The sequence below is a fragment of the Solilutibacter silvestris genome, assembly GCF_002895945.1.
In the GTDB taxonomy this organism is placed as follows: domain Bacteria; phylum Pseudomonadota; class Gammaproteobacteria; order Xanthomonadales; family Xanthomonadaceae; genus Solilutibacter; species Solilutibacter silvestris.
On sequence record NZ_NPZB01000001.1, the window covers coordinates 554,558 to 574,296 of the forward strand.

General features: G+C 50.9%; 16 protein-coding genes. 12 read left to right on the plus strand and 4 right to left on the minus strand.

The genetic code is table 11. The annotated features are described in order from the left end of the window. Window positions 1–11: 11 nt before the first annotated feature. The 5 genes from Lysil_RS02450 (at window position 12) to Lysil_RS02470 (ending at window position 6,913) form a co-directional block, all read left to right on the plus strand. Entirely contained in the window at window positions 12–767 is a 756-nt protein-coding gene (locus Lysil_RS02450; protein WP_103073980.1) for an ABC transporter ATP-binding protein, read from the plus strand. Next, window positions 767–3,223, plus strand: coding sequence for an ABC transporter permease (locus tag Lysil_RS02455; protein ID WP_103073981.1), 2,457 nt, complete (start codon window positions 767–769; stop codon window positions 3,221–3,223). Before Lysil_RS02450 ends, Lysil_RS02455 begins: the two co-directional genes overlap by 1 nt. 48 nt (window positions 3,224–3,271) lie before the next feature. Beyond that, complete coding sequence (locus Lysil_RS02460) at window positions 3,272–4,672, plus strand: sigma-54-dependent transcriptional regulator (protein ID WP_103073982.1); 1,401 nt, start codon at window positions 3,272–3,274, stop codon at window positions 4,670–4,672. Next, window positions 4,656–5,966, plus strand: coding sequence for a sensor histidine kinase (locus tag Lysil_RS02465; RefSeq protein WP_103073983.1), 1,311 nt, complete (start codon window positions 4,656–4,658; stop codon window positions 5,964–5,966). The genes Lysil_RS02460 and Lysil_RS02465 overlap by 17 nt, the downstream gene beginning before the upstream one ends. Window positions 5,967–6,214: 248 nt before the next feature. Next, the gene (locus tag Lysil_RS02470) at window positions 6,215–6,913 is read left to right on the plus strand and encodes a regulator of G-protein signaling domain-containing protein (RefSeq protein ID WP_205756844.1); all 699 of its coding nucleotides are present in this window, start codon (window positions 6,215–6,217) and stop codon (window positions 6,911–6,913) included. A 1,368-nt stretch (window positions 6,914–8,281) separates the two neighbouring features. On the opposite strand, the gene Lysil_RS02475 is transcribed toward Lysil_RS02470, so the two are convergent. The 3 genes from Lysil_RS02475 to Lysil_RS13345 are packed head-to-tail and all read right to left on the minus strand — an operon-like array spanning window position 8,282 to window position 12,793. Continuing rightward, complete coding sequence (locus Lysil_RS02475; protein WP_103073985.1) at window positions 8,282–9,919, minus strand: ATP-binding cassette domain-containing protein; 1,638 nt, start codon at window positions 9,917–9,919, stop codon at window positions 8,282–8,284. 7 nt (window positions 9,920–9,926) lie between these two features. Continuing rightward, window positions 9,927–12,593, minus strand: coding sequence for a class III lanthionine synthetase LanKC (gene lanKC / locus Lysil_RS02480; RefSeq protein ID WP_103073986.1), 2,667 nt, complete (start codon window positions 12,591–12,593; stop codon window positions 9,927–9,929). Window positions 12,594–12,652: 59 nt separating this feature from the next. Then, on the minus strand, window positions 12,653–12,793 hold the full coding sequence (locus Lysil_RS13345; protein ID WP_165782356.1) for a hypothetical protein: 141 nt from the start codon (window positions 12,791–12,793) through the stop codon (window positions 12,653–12,655). 636 nt (window positions 12,794–13,429) lie between these two features. On the opposite strand from Lysil_RS13345, the gene Lysil_RS13110 reads away from it, so the two are divergent. From Lysil_RS13110 to Lysil_RS02495, 4 genes are all read left to right on the plus strand, one after another. After that, the gene (locus Lysil_RS13110; RefSeq protein ID WP_129588339.1) at window positions 13,430–13,756 is read left to right on the plus strand and encodes a hypothetical protein; all 327 of its coding nucleotides are present in this window, start codon (window positions 13,430–13,432) and stop codon (window positions 13,754–13,756) included. A gap of 27 nt (window positions 13,757–13,783) precedes the next feature. Beyond that, complete coding sequence (locus Lysil_RS02485) at window positions 13,784–14,995, plus strand: PfkB family carbohydrate kinase (RefSeq protein ID WP_103073987.1); 1,212 nt, start codon at window positions 13,784–13,786, stop codon at window positions 14,993–14,995. After that, window positions 14,992–15,597, plus strand: coding sequence for a 7-cyano-7-deazaguanine synthase (locus Lysil_RS02490; RefSeq protein ID WP_103073988.1), 606 nt, complete (start codon window positions 14,992–14,994; stop codon window positions 15,595–15,597). The genes Lysil_RS02485 and Lysil_RS02490 overlap by 4 nt, the downstream gene beginning before the upstream one ends. 100 nt (window positions 15,598–15,697) lie before the next feature. Then, window positions 15,698–16,249: a nitroreductase family protein gene (locus Lysil_RS02495; RefSeq protein WP_240600274.1), complete on the plus strand. Its 552-nt coding sequence runs from the start codon at window positions 15,698–15,700 to the stop codon at window positions 16,247–16,249. Here Lysil_RS02495 and Lysil_RS02500 read toward each other — a convergent pair. Further along, the gene (locus Lysil_RS02500) at window positions 16,190–17,035 is read right to left on the minus strand and encodes an 8-oxoguanine DNA glycosylase (RefSeq protein WP_103074937.1); all 846 of its coding nucleotides are present in this window, start codon (window positions 17,033–17,035) and stop codon (window positions 16,190–16,192) included. The genes Lysil_RS02495 and Lysil_RS02500 overlap by 60 nt on opposite strands. Window positions 17,036–17,259: 224 nt before the next feature. Between Lysil_RS02500 and Lysil_RS13680 the strand changes: the two genes are divergently transcribed. From Lysil_RS13680 to Lysil_RS02515, 3 genes are all read left to right on the plus strand, one after another. Further along, window positions 17,260–17,589: a helix-turn-helix domain-containing protein gene (locus tag Lysil_RS13680; RefSeq protein ID WP_165782358.1), complete on the plus strand. Its 330-nt coding sequence runs from the start codon at window positions 17,260–17,262 to the stop codon at window positions 17,587–17,589. 440 nt (window positions 17,590–18,029) lie between these two features. Next, window positions 18,030–18,581 carry an ImmA/IrrE family metallo-endopeptidase gene (locus Lysil_RS02510; RefSeq protein WP_103073991.1) on the plus strand — a complete coding sequence of 184 codons (552 nt, stop codon included), beginning with the start codon at window positions 18,030–18,032 and terminating at the stop codon, window positions 18,579–18,581. Continuing rightward, window positions 18,581–19,723, plus strand: coding sequence for a hypothetical protein (locus tag Lysil_RS02515; RefSeq protein ID WP_103073992.1), 1,143 nt, complete (start codon window positions 18,581–18,583; stop codon window positions 19,721–19,723). The genes Lysil_RS02510 and Lysil_RS02515 overlap by 1 nt, the downstream gene beginning before the upstream one ends. Window positions 19,724–19,739: the final 16 nt, after the last annotated feature.

The following is a 19,739-nucleotide window of genomic DNA, read 5'->3' on the forward strand; positions in this document are numbered from 1 at the left end:
CTGGAGGAAAGATGGAAAAGTTAGCTGGCAAGCCCGTAATTAACCTCGATGCACTTGGGAAGGTCTTCCAAACGGAAGACATCGAAACTCATGCGCTCTCTGAGGTCTTCCTTGAGATAGATCAGGGGGAATTTGTGGCAATCACCGGTCCTTCCGGTTGTGGCAAGTCGACGCTTTTGTCGATTCTTGGCCTGTTGGATACGCCAAGTAGTGGGATTTATAAGCTGGATGGGAAAGATGTTGCGTCGCTCGACAATAGAGCAAGGGCGGCTATTAGAAATACACAGATTGGTTTCATATTTCAGGCATTTAATCTCATTTCCGACCTAACGGTCGAAGAGAACGTAGCGCTTCCACTGACCTACAGAAATGGCTATTCACGACTGGAAGCTAAGCGAAAGGTCGAAGAAGTTCTCGAAGTTGTCGGTATGAATCATCGGCATCGACATTACCCTTCACAGCTATCTGGTGGACAGCAACAGCGTGTGGCTGTTGCAAGGGCATTGGTAGTTAACCCAAAGATACTGCTTGCAGATGAGCCAACAGGAAATCTCGATAGTCACAATGGCGAAGCCGTGATGCAGCTGCTTGAAGAACTCCACAAGAGCGGGGCGACGATCTGTATGGTCACGCATGACGTCACCTTTTCACGTCGAGCAAGCAGAGTCGTGTACATGCTGGATGGTCGAATTGTGGATGAAGATACCTTCGAGCGACTTCGCCATGAAAAGGACATTCCGATGAGAATCCTCGCGGAGATCAACTAATGGGTATCAATGGGCTGACATGGCTCGCTGAACTTAAGCAAGCGTGGCGAGGCTTGTTGCGCCGTCCGGACTACCTTTTGGTCGCAAGCTTGACATTAGCGCTAGGCGTGGCCACTACATGTTTGGTGTTTGCGCTATTGGATCAGGCGCTTTTTCGGCCATTGCCATTCATTGGCGCAGATCGGCTTGTAACGGTAGGGTTACAAACGGGAGAGCCGGGATCTGCCGCCCAGACGAATGTTGGAGCGCCAGGATTTTACGCTGCGACTAAGCGCATGGATCAGTTTGAATCAGTTGGAACGATCCAGACAGCAATACGTAATGTAAATATAGCTCTTAACGACACAGCTTCTGTTGTTCCAGGCGCCTATGCCGATAAGGGTTTTCTTCAGACCTTGGGGTTGCAACCCGTCTTTGGCAGAAACTTCAGCGAACAGGAAGATGCGGTCAACGGGCCGCAATCGGCTCTCCTGAGTTATGACCTTTGGCAACGTAGCTTTGGCGCGGATCCTGGGATTTTGAGTCGCTCAATTCAGGTTGAAGGTAAGCCAGTACCAATTATTGGCGTGCTGCCGAAAAATTTTGCGTGGCCAGATCGTTTCGATCTTCTCTTATCTCTTCAGCCTGACCTTACAAGTACTTCAACAGCAACAAACCAGTTCATCGTTGCTAGACTCAAGCAGGGCGTGAGTCGGGATGCTGCGAGCGCACAAATAGATGCAGCGCTTCGGTCGGTCATGCGGACGCAGATGTCCTCCGACGAAGCTGCAAAATCTCTTTCCAAATTGACATTTGGTGCGTTGCCGATTGGAAAGAGCATTTTTTCCAGCCGGTCAAATAATATTCTTTGGATGTTTTTGGCCGCGGCTTTGTGCGTTTTGGCCATCGCCGCTGTCAACTTGGCAAACTTAATGTTGTTACGCACAATTTCGCGCGATCACGACACAGCGATTAGAGCGGCGCTGGGTGCCTCTCCAGGGCGTCTGGTCTCGCCTGCGGTTGCAGAGGCGGTTCTGATTGGCCTTTGCGGAGCGATTATTGGACTTGCAATGGCGTGGCTTGCGGTTCCGATTCTTGGAAAATGGATCCCAATCGAATGGGTCCGCGGACAGCCCCTAAAAATAGGTTCCGGCACGGTAATTTTTAGTCTCGTCTCCGGCGTGGCTGCGGCGCTTCTTGGAGCCACAATTGCAATACTCCGTAGTCGTCGAAAGGAAGCGCTCGCGGAGCTGGGGAGTGGCGCCAAGAGTGGTTTGGGGCGGGGGTCGAAAGTGTTGGCGCGTGCGCTGATCGTTGTTCAAATTGCAGTAGCAACAATACTTCTCTTGGGCGCGTCTCTATTTGCACGTAGTTTGCAAAAACTTTCTCAAGTGCCTATGGGGTTTCAGAGTCAATCTATCGTGACATTTGATCTCTCTCCGCTGCGGGAGCGAGTGCGCGATATTGATGCCGTTGCACAGCAAACCGGCAAAATAGTGGATCTGCTTCAAAATCAGCCTGAAGTTCAAATGGCAGGAGCCTCAACGAACCTGCCAACAGGTTCACAGCTCAACATGTATATGCAGTTCTCAAATGGATCTGGTGCCAGTACCCAGTATCGTCCGGTGTCCCAGAACGTTCGTGCAATATTTGGCATCCCGTTGCTATCAGGGCGAGACTTCGATGAAAAAATAGATCGCGTTGATTCAACCCCGGTATGCATCATCAGCGCCTCTCTTTCAAACGACCTTCTGGCTGGGAAGGGGCTGGACCAAGTCATTAACCTCATGACTGAATCCGGTCCATTGCCAATGCGCGTTGTAGGCATTGTCGGGGACGTCAAGCAGTTCGGTCCTGCGGAGCCCGCACCGCCGATTGTGTATGTGCCACTTGGTCAAGTTCCAAGCGGAATATGGACTCTTCTTCGAGATTTTCGTCCTTTGAGTTATGCGGTCAGTGTTCATCCAGGGACAGAAGCACAGCTAATGCAGCGACTTCCAGGGCTCATTCGACAAGCATCCCCAGATCAACCAATTTCTTCGATTGGAACAATGACTGCTATTGTTGCAAGTACCACACAAGGGCAGCGACTTAATCTTCTAATTGTTGGAGTTTTTTCCACACTAGCATTGTTGCTGGCTGCTGTCGGTCTATATGCGGTCATGTCGGTTGCGGTTGCGAGTCGAACGCATGAGTTTGGCGTTCGAGCAGCTCTTGGAGCGACGCCTGCAAAGCTTCTTCAGGCCGTACTGAGGGAAAGTCTCGCGCAATTGGCACTAGGCCTGGTAATTGGGTTGATCGTTGCTTTAGCGCTGTCACGGCTGGCGGAACGCTTCCTATACCAGATTAGTGCAGCTGATGTAACTGCAATTATGTCGGTGACATTTGTACTGTTGATGGCCGGAATCGTTGCTACGTTGATTCCAGCTTGGCGCGCTTCGAAGGTTCACCCGATGGAAGCTCTGCGCGTCGAATGACACACTACTTTCTTCCCATCGAACATCACAATAGCTTTCAAGACTGACATGCATAGTTCCCGTCCCACAAGCAATCCACAGCGAATTCTTGTCGTCGACGATCAGTCGGATGTGCGTGATGCGCTGCGGCTTCTCTTAAAGGCGGCGGGCTATATTCCTATTGGCGCGGCTTCGCCTCAGGAAGCAATTGCGCGCCTCCAAACAGAGAGCATCGAAGCTGTGCTTGCTGATATGAATTTCAGCATAGATACAACGTCTGGAAGCGAAGGATTAGAGCTAATAAAGCAACTGAATGAGCACTGGCCAGGGTTGCCTGTCATTGCGATGACTGCATGGGCGAGCATAGATCTTGCGGTCGAGGCCATGCGTTGTGGAGCGGTAGATTTCATAGAAAAGCCTTGGCAGAACGCGAGAGTCTTGTCCGTCTTAAAGGGGAATCTAGACCTTACTCGCAGCCAACGAGAAGCGAAGAAAATGAGTGCGGCGAATGCTCTTCTGCTCTCAGAAGGGGAGTTCGGTTTCATTGCCAGATCTTCGACAATGCAAAGGGCAGTTGACGATTTGAGGCGAGTAGTCGATAGCGATGCCGCTATCCTGCTTTTAGGGGAAAATGGGACAGGAAAAAGCTTGCTGGCGCAACTAGTTCATCATTGGTCTGCTAGACGAAGCCAGCCCTTTGTTAAGGTTGATATCGGGAGCCTCGCGCCAAATTTACTAGAAACGGAACTCTTTGGGCACTCGAAAGGGGCCTACACCGATGCGCGCCAAGAGCGGGTCGGTCGTTTTGAGTTGGCCGATGAAGGCACATTGTTTTTGGACGAAATAGCAAACTTACCGTTTGAGCAGCAGCCGAAGCTCTTGAGGGCGATCGAAGATGGTGAATTTGAACGAGTAGGGTCCTCTAAAACTCAAAAAGTCGATGTTCGAATCATTACTGCAACAAATGCAAATCTCGATGCGATGGTGTCCTCCGGTCGTTTCCGCCAAGATCTGCTTTATAGGCTAAACACTTTTCAAATAACCATTCCTCCATTGCGAGAAAGGCGTGACGATATCCTACCGCTCGCGCGGCACTACCTTGCAGGAGCATGCAAGAGATATCGAAGGACAGTACCAGAATTAGACTCGGACGCTCAGCGGGTGTTGTGCAACTATGCATGGCCCGGTAATGTGCGGGAATTGGCCCACGTTATGGAGCGAGCTGCATTGTTTGCGAGTGGCAGCACGTTGAGCGCGTTCGACTTGCGGCTTCAGCAAGCAGTTGTTCCGGAGGATTCAGACCTCGGTGAAGTAACACTAGAGCAGGCAGAGAAGATTGTCATGAAGCGCTCCCTCGAGCGTCACAGATGGAACTTGCAGCGCTCTGCAGACGAGCTTGGCATCACTCGGCAAGCACTTTATAGACGGCTGGGCAAATATTCATTGCGAAAAGATGACGCTGAGGATTGATCAAAATTTCCGCTGGGGATGGCTTATTGCTCTCCCTGGGATATCTGCACTTTTGCTGGTGCTCCTGGCAAAGGCCCCTTCATTGGGGGCGGCAACAATTCTCTTTCTTCTAGTCATTCTGCTTACATCCATTGCGGTTAGGTGCACTGGGGACCGCCGTCATAACGGATTGAGAACCATTGATGGCCTTCTAAAGACTCTAGTGGAGGGAGATTATTCTGTAAGAGCGAGTGCTCTGAAGCATGATGATGAGTTGCGCCGAGTTCTCGGGCATTTAAACGAGCTCGCCTCTCGTCTGCAAGATGAGCAGAGAAGTCAACAAGAGCACCTGCATCTTTTAAGCAAAACTCTCGCGTCTCTTGATGGTGCCGTGCTGGTTTTTGAGCATGAAGATCGTCTTGTCATGATTAACCCCGCAGGGGAAAAGCTCCTGGGCGCCAGTAATCATTTGGGCCTCAGTGCATCAGAGCTTGGTATTGAGCATTTATTCAACCTCACAACAGGCAGTGTGTGGTGTAACACATCGCAAGGTAAGCAAATACGCCTGCAGGTTAGCCATACCTTGCTTCGTAGACGCAGTAAAGTCGGGCGTCTATTGGTGTTGCAGCCCATTGAGCAAGCATTGCGCGAGGAAGAGGCGCAGGCGTTTCGTAAGCTGTTACGCGTCGTGAGCCACGAAATTAATAATTCTTTAGCTCCAATTGGCTCAATGGCTGACACATTGCGTCAAATTATTCCTAGACCAGGGGAGCAGATGGAAGAGGAATTATTCACGGATATGCGTCACGCATTTGATGTCATCGGCCAAAGGAGCAGTGGCCTCCAAAACTTCATTGCTGGTTATGCGCAATTGGCGCGGTTACCACCCCCTAAGTCCGAAGCTGTGAGCATTAATAAGCTCTGTGACGATGTAACGCGACTCATCGGCGAGGATCTTGTAGAGATAGGGTCGAGAAGCGAAGCGAGGGCTCAATGTGACCCAGTTCAAGTCACGCAAGTTCTGATTAATCTTCTCCGCAATGCAATTGATTCTGGAGGAAAGGCAAGAGTCTGTTTAAGGTGGGAGATGCGGGATGGTCGTGTGGCCATCGACGTGATTGATAGTGGGCATGGCCTTCCATCAAGCGGAAATTTATTCGTGCCGTTCTTTACGACGAAACCAGGTGGAGCAGGCATTGGTCTCGCACTCTCACGAAGCATCATTGAGGCTCAAGAGGGCACTCTCGTCCTGAAAAACAGAGAGGATGGTCGCGGGGCGATAGCAACTATAACGCTACCTGCACGTGGGAATTGAAGGTCCGGGAATACTTGTTCAAATGCCGAAAGGCTATCGTATTCGTTGTTGTCGCAAAAATCTGGGCGTGATGGAAGGCCCACGTTTAAAGCGAGCCAAAACCTTTTTTCACGTCAGCACTGTCTCAAGATGCCGATTCTGCGAATCGATTGAAGTAACTCAAAAATATCGTCGATTACGCCCGCGCGAGACATTACATTCAGATATAGGGAACAAGCATGGAACCAACTGGACTTATCTTGTTTACGATGAATCCGTTGTATTTATTTTTATTCTTCATACTTATCGCAATAACTTTTCATATTGCGCTGGTTCGGCATTGGCCGCTCAATGAATTAAATTGGAAGAAAGTCGATTATCTATGGATATCATTATCATTGATAAGCATCATTGGGCTATCCGCGACCATTAGAACGGACTGGTACAGCACTACCCTCATCATTGATCGCTATGCCCGCCAGTCTCGCTTAGAAGACTTGAAACACGCGTTGGCTGACGCCACTGGCGCGGCGATCTGTCGCGCGACTTTGAGAACAGAGTATTCGCCAAGTAACATAGATCAAATCGTTGCGGAATATCAAAGCGCGTGTGAAGTTTTTAAGAAATTGTCTTCAATTGATACGCTTAATAATAAAGACGAAGCAAGGGGCTTCGTAGAGCTGCTTCCAGAGTCTCTGCAGCCGCTAAGAAGAAAATTTAATCAACCAGAAATTATTGAGGAGTTCGATAGCATCGAGAATGCTCACAATGGATTCCTCAAGTCGATCCAAGAAGAAAATAAAACGCGCAATCTAGCATCAAAGTCGGATTTCGAAAAAATCATGAGTATTTTTGCGGCGCCGTTACTTGTTATAGCACTCGCATTGCGTCTCACAAAAGTGACTGGAGAGATTTCATTGAAAAAAGTAATGAAGCACTCAAGTCAAAATCCGGATCAACAAAAGTAGAAGAAATCAATTTGGATATTTACCCGGGAGGTTGCATTCGCTCAGCTAGGATTCCCTTATGCAAGAACGATTGCGTTGAAAACGGATGTATTAGGCATCGCAATTCTTGATGTTATATGCGCCTTTCACAGGCGTTCAACGCTCGACTGAACACACCGATGAAGTCGATCAGGCAGAGCGCTGGAGCGCACCCAGCGCACTGGCGATTTGATCAGATCGTAGGGCAGGCCAATTTGGAAACGTTAGGTGATTACCACAGGGTTTCTGGATCTTGCCAAAGTTCAATCCATGCAACGTCAAGAACTTATGTGGGGTTCGAGCTAATCACGCCCATTGGACGGGTATGCGTCCCAGAGCCTATGAGTTGACAGAAACCACTCCAGGATCATCGATGTGTTTTTCCGGAAATGCCCGTAATGCTTACGCCGGCGTCCACATCAGTAGATTGAACCACAATTATCATAGTCGCCAAATATGCAATAAGACGGCTTACGACCTGTTGCAGCATTGGGCGTTAACGGAAGACTGGCCGATTCGCAATTGGGCAGCAGCCTGCTGCCCAATTGCAGCTACCCGCACTCGTCAATTGGCTAGCGACTGTTAGCCGATTTCGTCCTTGCCTCGGCTATGGGCCAAACAGCAGCTAAATTTGGCAACAGCTTGTTGCCAAATTGCCGAGCGGTGCGCTGCCAAGTGTCCTTAGTACCAAACGCCAGCGATCTGGACAGCGCCGCCAAACAAACTGATCAGGTCCACCAAATAAACTGATCGGCCAAGCCAACACGGTCTTAGGGTGTCTCGCGGGCCTGTTCCGCGGGCAGTGGCAACCGTGCCTCGAAGTTGGGGATCTCCTTGCCCCTGCGCTCCAGCAGTTGGTCGCGAAGGGTGCTGTGCGACCAGCCGTCGGCGATGGCTGCCTGGGCGCAGCGCAGGCGCTCGGCCGGGTCTTTGAGTTAGTCAGCAGTAGGACGTGGTCGCCCAAGGTAATAGGGCAACACCTAGTTGCCCTATTTCGGCGTCCACCCATGCCTGGCAAAAGACGCATGTATTTCAGGTCGGTGCGGAAAACTCTTCATTCCGGGAACTTCCCACGCAGATCGCTGGCCAGCCGATCTATGCCCCAAAGCCCTGTTGAGCTCGGCGATCAAATATGTCGCGGCCAATCTACCTTGACCGCTCAAAAAATCGTGGGTACCTAACATTCACTTCCGGCCGGAAATTAACACTAGATTAGTGGTCGCATCGATTCACTGATCATCCCAATTGGTTGTGGCGATCAGCTTTATCGGTGTTCGTACAATGGGTCGGAAGCTGTCGTTTAGCGCATTGATCTACGCCTGATCAAGCTCTAGATCTACCGGATCAACTCTATCGGTATGTGCATTCGACGAGACGTGATTCAGGATTCGCCCTGTCTTCAGGCATGACTGTTCTCACATCTGCTAGGCTATTTGAATCGAGTGTAAAGTGCACATTAAACTCTGACTGTCGTTCCCTATCACCATGGAGAACAACGACAAGAGTTTTTTCAACGGTCTTTTTCAAGATAAGGGTAAAGAGCGTATCTTTACTGCGCTCATCAAGATTCGCTAGTGGCTCATCGAATATGTACAAGTCTGCATCCTGAGCCAACGCCATCGCAATTTGAAGCTTTCTTTGTTCTCCCGCTGAAAGCAGCGTAGGGTTTGAATTACGTAGTCCGCTGATTCCAACAAGTTCCAGCCAGTTCTCTGCTCCCCGAACTCCGGCAATCTCCGCAACATTCTCGAAAACCGTTCCCGGGAAAAAAGCGGGGTCAGTGAATTGACAGCTAATTCTTCCCTTTCCCGGCAAATGCGCTGCTCCAGAAATCGGATCTTTTAGCCCGCAGATTAGATCCACTAATGTAGATTTTCCGGTGCCGTTTGGACCAGAAATTAGCATTCGGTCCCCCGGAATTAGGCTAAATGAGATGCCACATAGCATTCGCTTTTCATCTAGCTGAGCGGCAGCACGGTCAAGCACAATGGTTGCATTGTCCTGATAGCATTCACGGTCATTTTTGCAACTCGCAAGCATTTTAAATTCTTCCAAGCGAGCGGCGACCCCGTTCATGGTGGCAAGCTGCGGCGTGAGTTCAATTAAGCTCTGAGCGCCGCTTACGGCACGCCAGTACGCTCCCATGAAGCTAAATAGGCCGCCGATTGTTAGTCCACCCGATATTACGGCAATGCCGGAGCCCAGAAGTACGGCCATCTCTGCATAGGACAAAAGAATTCCGCTAATCAAAGCGAAGATAGCAGTATGTTTTGTAAGTGTCAGTCGCGATTGCACGTTTTTCGAAAGAGCATCAGACAATGCACTATGAGGAAGTAGTGCCCGGCGCATTGTGTTGTAGAGTTTGAAGCTGCCGACAACTTGCGATAGGGTTGTTCGCAGCTGTCCCTCGGTCTCTTGAACTTCCGAACTAGAATTCGAGATGCGACCAGAATAGCGTTTAGAAATGATCAGCAACACAGGAACGATCAAGCTAACGGCTAGGGCAAGTTGCCATGAAAGCCATACGCACACTGCAAGCGCGCTTATGAATCCCACAATCGATTTGTAAATCCCTATGACGGTATCAAGAGCCCCGGCTAATTCTTTAGACTCGTCGTATATCCGCCCCGTGTAATAACCATCCCCTTTCTCCCGGATGGAATTGTAGGGTTGATCAAAGTACAGCTCAGCATATTGTTTGGTGTAATCAGACATTAAAGCGAGCCTGACTTTCACTTTGAAAATTGAATATAGGTAATCCATTACGCGCATTGCAGTGAAAAAAATTACCGCACATACACCAATGATTTCAAATCTGTGCATATCTCCTTGCTGAAGAGAATCAACCAACCACTTCAATACAAGAGGGTCTCCTGCTGTTGCAATGGTGGTTTGAACGGTCACGAATACAAGCAGCAACAACAACAGCTTCCATCTTTGCCGAAGCAAGGAAGTCAAAAGGCGACGAACGCGATCGGGGATCCACATGGCAGCGCTACGCCTTACGGCTTTGGTTGATCATGGGGAGATCGTGCATAAAACGACTGTTGCCATTCTGTAAGCGGTGCATAAACGAGCCAACACCTGAGGCGCCATATGCATAGTCACAGCTCAGGCGTTGGAGTCCGCGTCCAAGAAATCCAAGACTCCTCTGCCCCTGGACGCGGTATAAAGAAACATTCTTGGCAAGAATCCGTGCCCGCTCTAAGTAAAGGGCGTCCCCAGTGAGTTGATGCATATCCAACATAAACTCGCCAATACCGCTCATGCCTTCAAATTGCCCGGGGTGGACGGTAAATGCTGAAAAGCAGCTGTCTGCGGCTTGCCGTGCAAGATCGGTGTATCGGGGATCGTCCAACATACATCCGAATCGAATGAGAGCTGAGCCAACGCCACTTGCACCGTGTAGCCAGTAAGGTTCCGAGACGCTTGCAGCTGGGGTTGCACCCCACGAAATGTGCTTACCATCACTGATAGCCAAGTCAATCTCCGCATCGATGGCGTTTTTGGCTGCAAAAATTATTTGTTCATCGTTCAAAAATGTCCCTAAGTAAAGCAGCGACAAAGCGACGCCAGATCCGCCAAATGCATAGCCCAGATGGTGCTTTCCATGGGCACTGATTTCCCATGATTTGTTATTCGTTGAATTGCTCTTACTCTCCCGGAAAATTAGCTGTCTTGCTATCTTTGTCGCTACTGAAATTGCCTCTGGATTTTGGGAGAAAGCATCACAAAGCAATGTGCTGAGGACAACTCCGGCGTCGCCTTGAAAGAGGTTGCTCTCCTCACCAATTAAAGGAGATGTTAGAGCTTGCTTGAGCAGCCGTTTTCCTTCGGCAATGTATCCGGCTTGGTGCAGAATTACCGCAATACCGGCGCTGCCGTTATAGAGGCCCGGTGGTAATTCATTAGAACGTTCAATTGCGTTCAAGTACCAGGTCTCTTGGGTGCTGGTGAGCCCCATGCGGAGTGACAAATATTGCATGGGGCCGCCGCAGCCATAAGCGACGCTTAGCGGGTTCGTATTGAATGATTCCGGGTCGGATGGCCATAGGCGATCTGTCCGCTCTGGTTGGCATGTAACGCCTAGGAATTTATCGATACCATCAAGGACCTCGGCTATTAGGGGAGCAATATCCCTGTTGGCAGTGGGCTCTTTTCGATGTTCAATGGGGCTTTGTGAACTTGTCAGCATGCGTTGGAAGTGGGCGGATGCCATCACCGGTTCTGCCTTCCATAAAGCATGAATTGCTAGGCCCATCTCTTCTGGCAACCCTGCAGAACTCGAAAGTTCTTCAAGGAATTGTTCAACGTTCGATGCATCAAAATCGAATAACGATTGAATCGGCAGTATGGCACTGAACACGATCATTCCAAGGGCGTACCAGTCATCCTTCTGGCTGACATCCTGGTGCTCAGCTTTGCTCTTGTCTCTGAACCCAGAGGTTGCCCACATGGACGTAAATGTTTTTGGAATAGTCCCGCCTACAACCGAAGCTCCCTCAAAATCAATCAGAGTTATCTCCAAGGTATTTGGATCTATTAGTAAATTCCCTGGGGACAAATCTCCTACAACAACATCATGACGATGTATTTCGTCTAAAATTTCAATTGCTTGTAAGGCGATCTTCGAGATTTTCGTGCAGAAATTTTTGGCCTTCTCCTCGTCGCGCTCAAAAGGCAGGAGATTGATGTCACTTCTGGCTCGAAATCGTGTAAACGGTACACCTTCGAAGTATTGCTCTACTAGGAATGTATGCTCCCAATCTTGGATGATGTCGTAAACATCAATTACCCCATTGATGGATATAAGTCGAGAGAGGACATCAAATTCATGGCGCAGCAGCATCGACGCATCTAAGTCCCCAGTATCTAATCTAAACTGTGCAGCATGGGGTCTTGCCTCTTTCAAAACGACCTTTCGATCGTTGCAGATGGTATCTGTCGCGAGATATATGCCCCCGCCGTTTGAGAAGGTCAGCGCTTTTATGACCTTATAGCGTCCACCAACGAGACCAGAGCCTTCGCTACTGGATCCATCGTGACTATCAGGGAATGGTTCCGTTACCCACGGCGGAAGTTTGTAATAGGGCAGACGATCTTCTTTATAGGTTGATCCGTCTGGAGCATATAGTTCGCTCTGGCGTGTCCCCGAAATGGTTAATTTTGTGTGCGAGACGATTTCCCCATACCTGTAGTAGACAACTCCGGTCTGGGTATAGCGCTTGTCAGAGAGAATGTATGGCCCTTCAAAATTCTGAGTTGCATCATGCAAAAGAGGAGCAATTATGAGGAACTGCTCCTCGTCTTGGGGATAAATGGTCATCAACTTCCCAGCATTGCCTCGAGGGTAATGCTTCGAGTTCATAACGGACAACATCAGAGGATCTCTCGCTATCTTGAAAGAAATTCCCTGTTCGAAACAGATACGGGAACCAGCGCGGATAACATCCTCAGCATGAGTTGCCTTTGCTGATAGATGAATTTTGAACCCATGCGGCCGAAGTTTCCTTTCAGGGGGATGAGCTGCCAGCCAAACGCCGCTTATGCTTGTTGTCCACTCTGCAGGTAGATTTTCTAGAAGGACATCCTGAAATTTAGAGTTGTATTCTATATTCGCGATGTCTTCGAAGAAATTTTTGTCGGCTAATGTATGCAGCATTCGGCGCCCCTACCAAAGAAAGCTGGCGCTGGAGAAATACCAGCGCCAGCTGGTGTAAATCAGAACCCTTGGAACTTGGTGCTGCCACCGCAGTTGTAGCTCACGCCGCTCGCCGAAGTGCAGCCAGCGCTTAGGCCACTGTTCCCTTCGCTTGCCGTTTCTTCGAGTTCCAGTGTTTGCAGAGAAAGAATCGCGTTCATTTCAATACTCCTTGTAGTTTTGAAGAAATGTCGCCTGACACAAAGGCGGGTTTATGCCCGCTTTCCAGTTGTGTCCTGTCCCGCGGGTGAATCGAAACCTAACAACGCGAATTTTCGAAAACAACACAGCTTTCACACTTTTATCGATAAATATTTCTATGCCTGTCCGAAGTTGAAGATGATGTTCGAATTTGGACTGATAACGTAGGCGTGGGTGTCTTATTGACATGACGGAATGCAACATCGGACCGTTCAATCGAATTCGGACGTCCGATTTCGATATATCGCAATCAGTGTTTTTTGAACGAGCGCACGATTTCTTAATGGCGCCAATGAGTTCGCAAGAAGAAGACCAACAAGTCAGCTGCTTGAATGCTGATTAATCTGCGGAAAAATGCTATTAAGTCAGCGGAGGTGGACGTTTTTCCGGTTGTATCGCTCTTATGCGGCGGTCAAATTCACTCATGGGGATAAATAGTGAAGCGGTCTGCATGAATTGTTAATGTGCGTAGATCGGGGAAGACCACTTGTTCACAGCCGGTATCTGTAAGGGGTTGGCCCGTGTTCTGTACAGACTGATTTAATCAGTGCGACGAGTCGCATTTAACTAAAGGCATTTAACAGGAGAGTTGCGTTATGTCTGGATCTGGAAGTGGTTTCGGGGGTGGGCTGAGCGATGATGTGGCAATTTCTTGCGATCGCCTCATCATTGAAACGACGATTTCCTCTCCGAAGGAATCTGTCATTGCAAAGTTGTCGGCCAACAATTTTCTACAGGTTGAACTCGAGCAAGTAGGCGCAACTAGTGTCGTTGTCTTGATGTATCAGCGTGAAAAAGCGGGTGGCATCACGCATGCGCAGACGAATAGATTACGCGAGTGCATCCAAGGAGGGACAAAATATACGGCCACAGTGATTTCCAAGTCCGACGGCCAGGTCCGAGTTCGAATCAAACCCGTCTAACGGCCACAACTCTGCAGGGGGATCAATATGCTGGCGATCGTTGGCGGCGTATATCGGGAGCAATGTATGCGTCCCAATTGGGACGAGTTCTATGGTTCAGCGGGGCGTGCGGTAAGTGCGGTCGCTAAATTGGGTGGCCAAGCGGCTTTGCATTGCTACCTGACACCTACTGCAAAAGACGTTATAGATGCTCGGAAAACAGCGGAGGGGTTCGTTGTTCGTGACTCCGTAACTATCGAAAACATCAGTTTCTACTATGAACATGGATTGGCTCGCCCAAAGTTTTGGCGCCCTACGAGTCAACTCTCTCCGTTGCAAGTCAAGGATGACCTTGTTTTACGCTACGGCATGTTGGAGAGCACGGCCGTCGTTAATGCGGATTACGCTGTGTTCGATCCGCAAAATGTCGACATGCCAGAGTCCTTTCACCACAACGGATCGACAGCCAATCACTTGGCATTGGTATTGAATCGGTACGAGGCGCGTGCCCTGCTTAGGGCGGCCGAAAGTCTTCCGTTGGATCAAGTTGCTCAGCAGCTAGCCCAGCAAGAAAGGGCCGAAGTCGTAGTCATCAAGTGCGGTCCACAAGGGGCACTTGTCTGGCACAGCGGCAAGGCAACCCAGGTTCCAGCCTACGAAACAACCAAAGTTTGGAAGATAGGTTCAGGCGACCAATTCGCGGCCAACTTTGCTTATGCATGGATGGAAGAGAGGCGTGATCCGGTTGAGGCTGCAGATCGAGCGTCTCGCGCGACCGCGTTCTACTGCCAACACCTCGGTTTTCCCACTGCTGCCGAACTCGACAATTACAAACCGGATCCCATCCTTGTTTCGGGCGACTACAAAAACGGAGTTCGGCGTAAGGTGTATCTTGCTGGTCCGTTCTTCACACTCGGAGAGCTGTGGGTAGTCGATCAGGCACGGCGAAGTTTGCTCGACATGGGATTGGACGTTTTCTCTCCCTATCACGACGTCGGCCCAGGCGATGCTGCAGATGTTGTACCCAAGGACATCGAAGGCATTCGTGACTGTGACTTATTGCTGGCCATCATGGACGGTTCCGATGCCGGTACTGTCTTCGAGGTCGGTTTCGCTTATCGCGATGGGAAGCCGGTGATTGTCTATGCCGAGAACGAGACAGCCGAGAACTGCAAGATGATGGTTGGGTCGGGATGCTTCATGCGGCAGGACTTTGTCAGTGCGATCTATAAGACCGGATGGGTCGCCGCTTCTCTATGAAGACAGCACTGTTGCTCTCTGGCGGAATGGATTCCATCGCTTTGGCGTGGTGGAAGCGCCCTAAACAGGCCTTCACAGTCGACTACGGCCAGCTCGCTGCAACTGCCGAGATTGATGCGTCAGTTGCGATTTGCCGTGTCTTGGATATCCCACATACGGTAATTCACTTCGACGCCAAAGCATTGGGCTCGGGTGATATGGCGGGCACTCTGCCGGACCCGAATGCGCCGGCCAGCGATTGGTGGCCGTATCGTAACCAGCTGTTGGTGACGCTGGTTGCGATGAAGGCTGTGGCGAGTGGCACTCAGCGGCTCTGGATGGGCGCAGTTGCGTCGGATGGCGTTCACAAGGACGGTACGCCAGAGTTCTTTATGCACATCAGCCGCCTGCTTTCTTATCAGGAAGGGGGTATTGTTGTTGAAGCGCCAGCGATCGGTTTGAGGACAGTGGATCTGGTTCGTAAATCCAATATTCCGCGATCGATGCTCGCTTGGGCCCACAGTTGCCACAAGGCTGATGTTCCCTGTTGCGACTGTCGTGGATGCAACAAGTATTTTGAGGTTCTGCAGGAGCTGGATCGCGATGTGGCCACTGGGGACTGACCCTGTACCTCGCGGCGCGCCCAACCCTTACGCCCCCATTGAATGGGAGATAACGGAGCGTCGCTCTTTAGCGATCTCTGATGGAGGTGCGTTGGCGCCGATGGCGACAGCTTTAGACGCAAGGCGTAGCGAACGAACGTTTGCGCCTATTCCTGAAGCGCTATTGGGTGCTTTGTTGTGGCATGTCGCACGGACGAAGGAATCGGCGCCATCCCCGTTTGGATTTCAGATCGAATATCGACCGTCGCCCTCAGCGGGTGCAATTCATCCCATCCATCTAGTTATCCAACTTGCAGATGAAGATAGTTGGGCACGTTACAACCCCCAAGAACACAGTCTGGACCTTTTAGCGAATGGCAATAGGCTTTTGCAGCCGTTACTCGATTACAGCGGACAGGTAATGCCGCAGGGCGGTGGCCGCTTGATCCTGTTTGTAGCTGAGCCTGGAAAAACTGCTGCCAAATATCAGAACCCGGAAAGCTTGGTTTGGCGTGATGCGGGAGTTTTGCAGAGCAGCATTGCGTTGGTCGCTGCAGCTTTGGGATTGAACTACTGCCTGCTTGGTATTACCGGCAACCCATGGGTTGCCCAACTATCCAATCAGGGCAAGTTGCAGGGAGTCGGTGTCGCGATCCTTGGGAAGAAACCTTGAAATCGCATGCTTTTGCTTGAATTTTCCGTCGGGTAGCGATTCCATCACAGTGGCGACGGTGCGTGGTGATGCCATCATTTCCCACCAGATTACTGCGTCGAGCTCCGACGCCCGCACTCCTAAAGCTTTGCTGAAAGCGAGGAATTGCTGTTCCAACTTAAGGTAATGACGTTCGACTGTCAGTTCAGCGTCTAGGAATTTCGCAAGAGCACCAGCACGCAAGATATGGATATCGAGAATTGCCACGTCATCGGCATTGAGCCAGTTGCGGGCGATCCATGAGGCCGTCTTGAACCCGATCCCTGGAATGCCGAGTAGCCAATCGCGTAACTCGCGTCCGGAATTCTCTGGTGAGGGTTCAGTTGCGAGCGCCTCTAGTGCTCCAGCAAGGTATCGTGCCTTTTGTGCAGCGAAACGGTAATGGACGCGCTTGCCATCGATCTCTATTGGCTCTGACAACCAGTCACGCAAAGTTGCTTCATCTGGATCGGAACTATCAAATGCACCCTTGGCTTTCAGATGTTCGAAAGCCAGAAGCCCAATGCGAGCTGGGATACCATGGCCACCTAGCAGGCAGGCACCAACTTCTTCACGCAGGGTCCGACCTAACCGATAGTTGATCGAGCGGTCCTCAATGCGTCGTGCGATGACTTGGTATGCCCAATATGCTGGGGAAGGAAAAGCTTCGACCTGCCCCCATTGAACACCCGGCATGACCTCCGTCTCGGGCGTCGGCAAATCGACACAGACTGCCATTGATTCCAGCATCACGTAGGCGCGCTGCATGTGCTTCTCCAATCCGAAATCAGAACCAAGGGACAAGCCGATGGGTCAAGGACAGCTGCGCAACAAACACTTTAGAGCTGGCACTTAATCACTTGGAACGCTAATCGAAAGTGACAGTGATCAAGAGCTGGTGGGGTGCGTGTTTGCGCGGGGCTTTCTTACAGGGGAAGTATGCCATAAAATATGCGTATATGCCAATAAGGACAGCCACAACTCATCCTTTAATGATCCAGCTCCCGGCTGCGTTGCGGGCACGTATGAATGCAAGTGGACATACGCAAAATGACGTAGAAAAGGAAACTGGAGTGCCCCAGTCACAGATCAGTCGTGCTCTCAATGGTCAGCGAAAACGGCCGACGAACGAGATGCTTAAATTATGCCGATATGCTGATTTATGTATTGAGAATGAGAGCGTCCCAGTGCTGGAAGAGCTTTCCAAGCTGCTAGAGCAAATCGCCTCAGGGGGGCCGGTGGCAACGGCATGTGCGCGGGGAATTCTCGGGAGTTTGGCGCTGTTGCTGAGGGATTCGACGGAGCGCAAAGGTAAGGCATAGCGCTAAGGCATTACCCTTCTAGGTGTCTTCGGAAAGTTGTGCGCCCAACATTAAGTGGACGTAAAGACAACGATGCGGCAGGACCCGGCGTCGAAGCCTCTAGAGGGCGCGGGGGGTGGCGCCGAGAGATGTCGGCCAACGCAAGCGTTGTGCGACCCAAGACCTAAAGCAATGCCAGCCGCCGGCAGGGAGCGGCACACCAAGGCTGGATTGGATCTCCCTGTATCAAGGGCTAGCTTTAGCGGCGCAGGGGGTTGTCGGGTAAAGCCATAATGACCGCTCGGCCCCAAGGACTTGCCGGCGCGCAGGTCGGGCGCAACTATTGAGACGGGACTACCATAGCGTGGAGCCTGCCGACCTAACCCTTCCGTAAACAGCCATTTTGGTACACTACCGGCCGTGGAAAATCGCGCCAATATGCCGGTCTACTGGGGTCCACAATGAACATTCAATCCATTGATAGAAGCAAGTGGAGCGAGCCCACCGCATTGGGGTTTTCCCGCGGTGAGGTTTCAGCGTTCGCGAGCAATATCGCAACGAAGCTTGGCTACGCGCCTGGCGAAGCGTTGGAGCCACTGGTCGAACGCCTAGGGGGCGTGATTGAGTACGGCGATGACATGGATCAATCCGAGTCGGGTTCCATTCGTATTTTTCCTGGCGGCTTCAAGATATACATTTCGATGGACACCAGTCCGTTGCGGGACCGCTTCACCACCGCCCATGAGTTGGGTCATTACGTACTGCACTATCTTTACGCTAACCAGCACCGCAACGCGAATATCCAGTATCTGCGTGCCCAGCGTTATGGGTCTGGCCCAGCGGAAAATGAAGCCAACTGGTTTGCTGCGGCATTTCTGATGCCGGGCGATAAATTCCGCGCCAAGTTCGATGAATTCAAGGACAGCAGTAATCGCGATTTGCGTTTGGCTGATTTCTTCAAAGTGTCCCAACAAGCGGCATCCATTCGGGCCAAATCCTTGAGCTTGGAATAATGGATAGCGGTGTCGTAGATGCGGCGGCGATAACTCTCGCCCCTAGGCCAACGTTGCGCCGGAAGTTGTTGCTGTTCCTGAGCGCTGACATCGTCGGGTCGACTGCCTACAAGCAGAGGAGCAAAAGCAGCAGCGACTGGTTCGATACTGTGGGCCGATTTTACAGATACGCAGAAACCACATTTCTGCGGTTTTGGAAGGTTGCCCAGGCCCATAATCCTGAAACGAAGGATGAGTTGTTCGGAACTTCGGAGCCGGTCTTGTGGAAGACCATAGGTGATGAAGTGCTTTTCACCAAGGAAATCGATACCCCATCCCAAGCCGCCGCATGCATGCAGGTATGGCTGAACGCACTCAAGGAGTATCGTGAATTTCTCGCGAAGGCTGATCCAGCTCTGGACATCAAATCGACGGCATGGCTGGCTGATTTCCCTATCAGCAACCGGGAAATTATCCTGCGAGTAGGCAACGACGAGGACGACGAGAACTTTGCGTGGGCGAATGATCGGCTCCTTCAGGAATATGAGAAGGGCACGACTGGTTTGACGCGCGATTTTGTTGGCCCTGCCATCGATACCGGGTTTCGCTTGGGAGCAGCGTCCTCCACTCGACAGCTGATGCTATCGGTTGAACTTGCCCATTTGCTCAGTGGGGAAGAATGCGGCGCAAGCGAAAAGTACTCTGCTGGTCCGTACCAGATGCCATGGAGCAAGTTGAGGTACTCGGGACGTCAGACGCTCAAGGGCGTTATGAATGGCCTTCCCTATCCCCAACTCTGGATCGACGCCAATCCGACCAAGGCGATCAATAAGGCCGAAGACGTGCTCATCGCGCGTCCTGAGCCACGATGCGAGCAGATCCATGCGTTCACCACTGCATTCATTGAAGAGCATCCGACTAAGTTTTGCACGGGCTTGAGTTTTGCCCACGGCCCCGCTCCGGCCGCGTACATGGAATATTGCAAAGCCATCAACGAGCAGATTCTCGCGGACGAGAAGAATTACCTCGAACATGAGCAAGCTCAGAAAGAGCGGTTGGACGCGGCGGTCATTCCGGAATCGTCTCCAGCCAAAATGATTGAGGATATCGATATCCCTGGGCCTGCCGCGAACACTTCGCCCACATTGCCGGTCGCCGAGTGATAGCTAAACCAATAAC

What these genes read in the sequence shown, in the direction of transcription:
- Lysil_RS02455 (WP_103073981.1), top strand. Translation starts at nt 767, where the DNA reads ATGGGTATCAATGGGCTGACATGGCTCGCTGAACTTAAGCAAGCGTGG.
- Lysil_RS02515 (WP_103073992.1), top strand. Translation starts at nt 18,581, where the DNA reads ATGGATAGCGGTGTCGTAGATGCGGCGGCGATAACTCTCGCCCCTAGG.
- Lysil_RS13345 (WP_165782356.1), bottom strand. Translation starts at nt 12,793, where the DNA reads ATGAACGCGATTCTTTCTCTGCAAACACTGGAACTCGAAGAAACGGCA.
- Lysil_RS02475 (WP_103073985.1), bottom strand. Translation starts at nt 9,919, where the DNA reads ATGTGGATCCCCGATCGCGTTCGTCGCCTTTTGACTTCCTTGCTTCGG.
- Lysil_RS02470 (WP_205756844.1), top strand. Translation starts at nt 6,215, where the DNA reads ATGAATCCGTTGTATTTATTTTTATTCTTCATACTTATCGCAATAACT.
- lanKC (WP_103073986.1), bottom strand. Translation starts at nt 12,593, where the DNA reads ATGCTGCATACATTAGCCGACAAAAATTTCTTCGAAGACATCGCGAAT.
- Lysil_RS13110 (WP_129588339.1), top strand. Translation starts at nt 13,430, where the DNA reads ATGTCTGGATCTGGAAGTGGTTTCGGGGGTGGGCTGAGCGATGATGTG.
- Lysil_RS02485 (WP_103073987.1), top strand. Translation starts at nt 13,784, where the DNA reads ATGCTGGCGATCGTTGGCGGCGTATATCGGGAGCAATGTATGCGTCCC.
- Lysil_RS02450 (WP_103073980.1), top strand. Translation starts at nt 12, where the DNA reads ATGGAAAAGTTAGCTGGCAAGCCCGTAATTAACCTCGATGCACTTGGG.
- Lysil_RS02510 (WP_103073991.1), top strand. Translation starts at nt 18,030, where the DNA reads ATGAACATTCAATCCATTGATAGAAGCAAGTGGAGCGAGCCCACCGCA.
- Lysil_RS02490 (WP_103073988.1), top strand. Translation starts at nt 14,992, where the DNA reads ATGAAGACAGCACTGTTGCTCTCTGGCGGAATGGATTCCATCGCTTTG.
- Lysil_RS02465 (WP_103073983.1), top strand. Translation starts at nt 4,656, where the DNA reads ATGACGCTGAGGATTGATCAAAATTTCCGCTGGGGATGGCTTATTGCT.
- Lysil_RS02500 (WP_103074937.1), bottom strand. Translation starts at nt 17,035, where the DNA reads ATGCAGCGCGCCTACGTGATGCTGGAATCAATGGCAGTCTGTGTCGAT.
- Lysil_RS02495 (WP_240600274.1), top strand. Translation starts at nt 15,698, where the DNA reads ATGGCGACAGCTTTAGACGCAAGGCGTAGCGAACGAACGTTTGCGCCT.
- Lysil_RS13680 (WP_165782358.1), top strand. Translation starts at nt 17,260, where the DNA reads ATGATCCAGCTCCCGGCTGCGTTGCGGGCACGTATGAATGCAAGTGGA.
- Lysil_RS02460 (WP_103073982.1), top strand. Translation starts at nt 3,272, where the DNA reads ATGCATAGTTCCCGTCCCACAAGCAATCCACAGCGAATTCTTGTCGTC.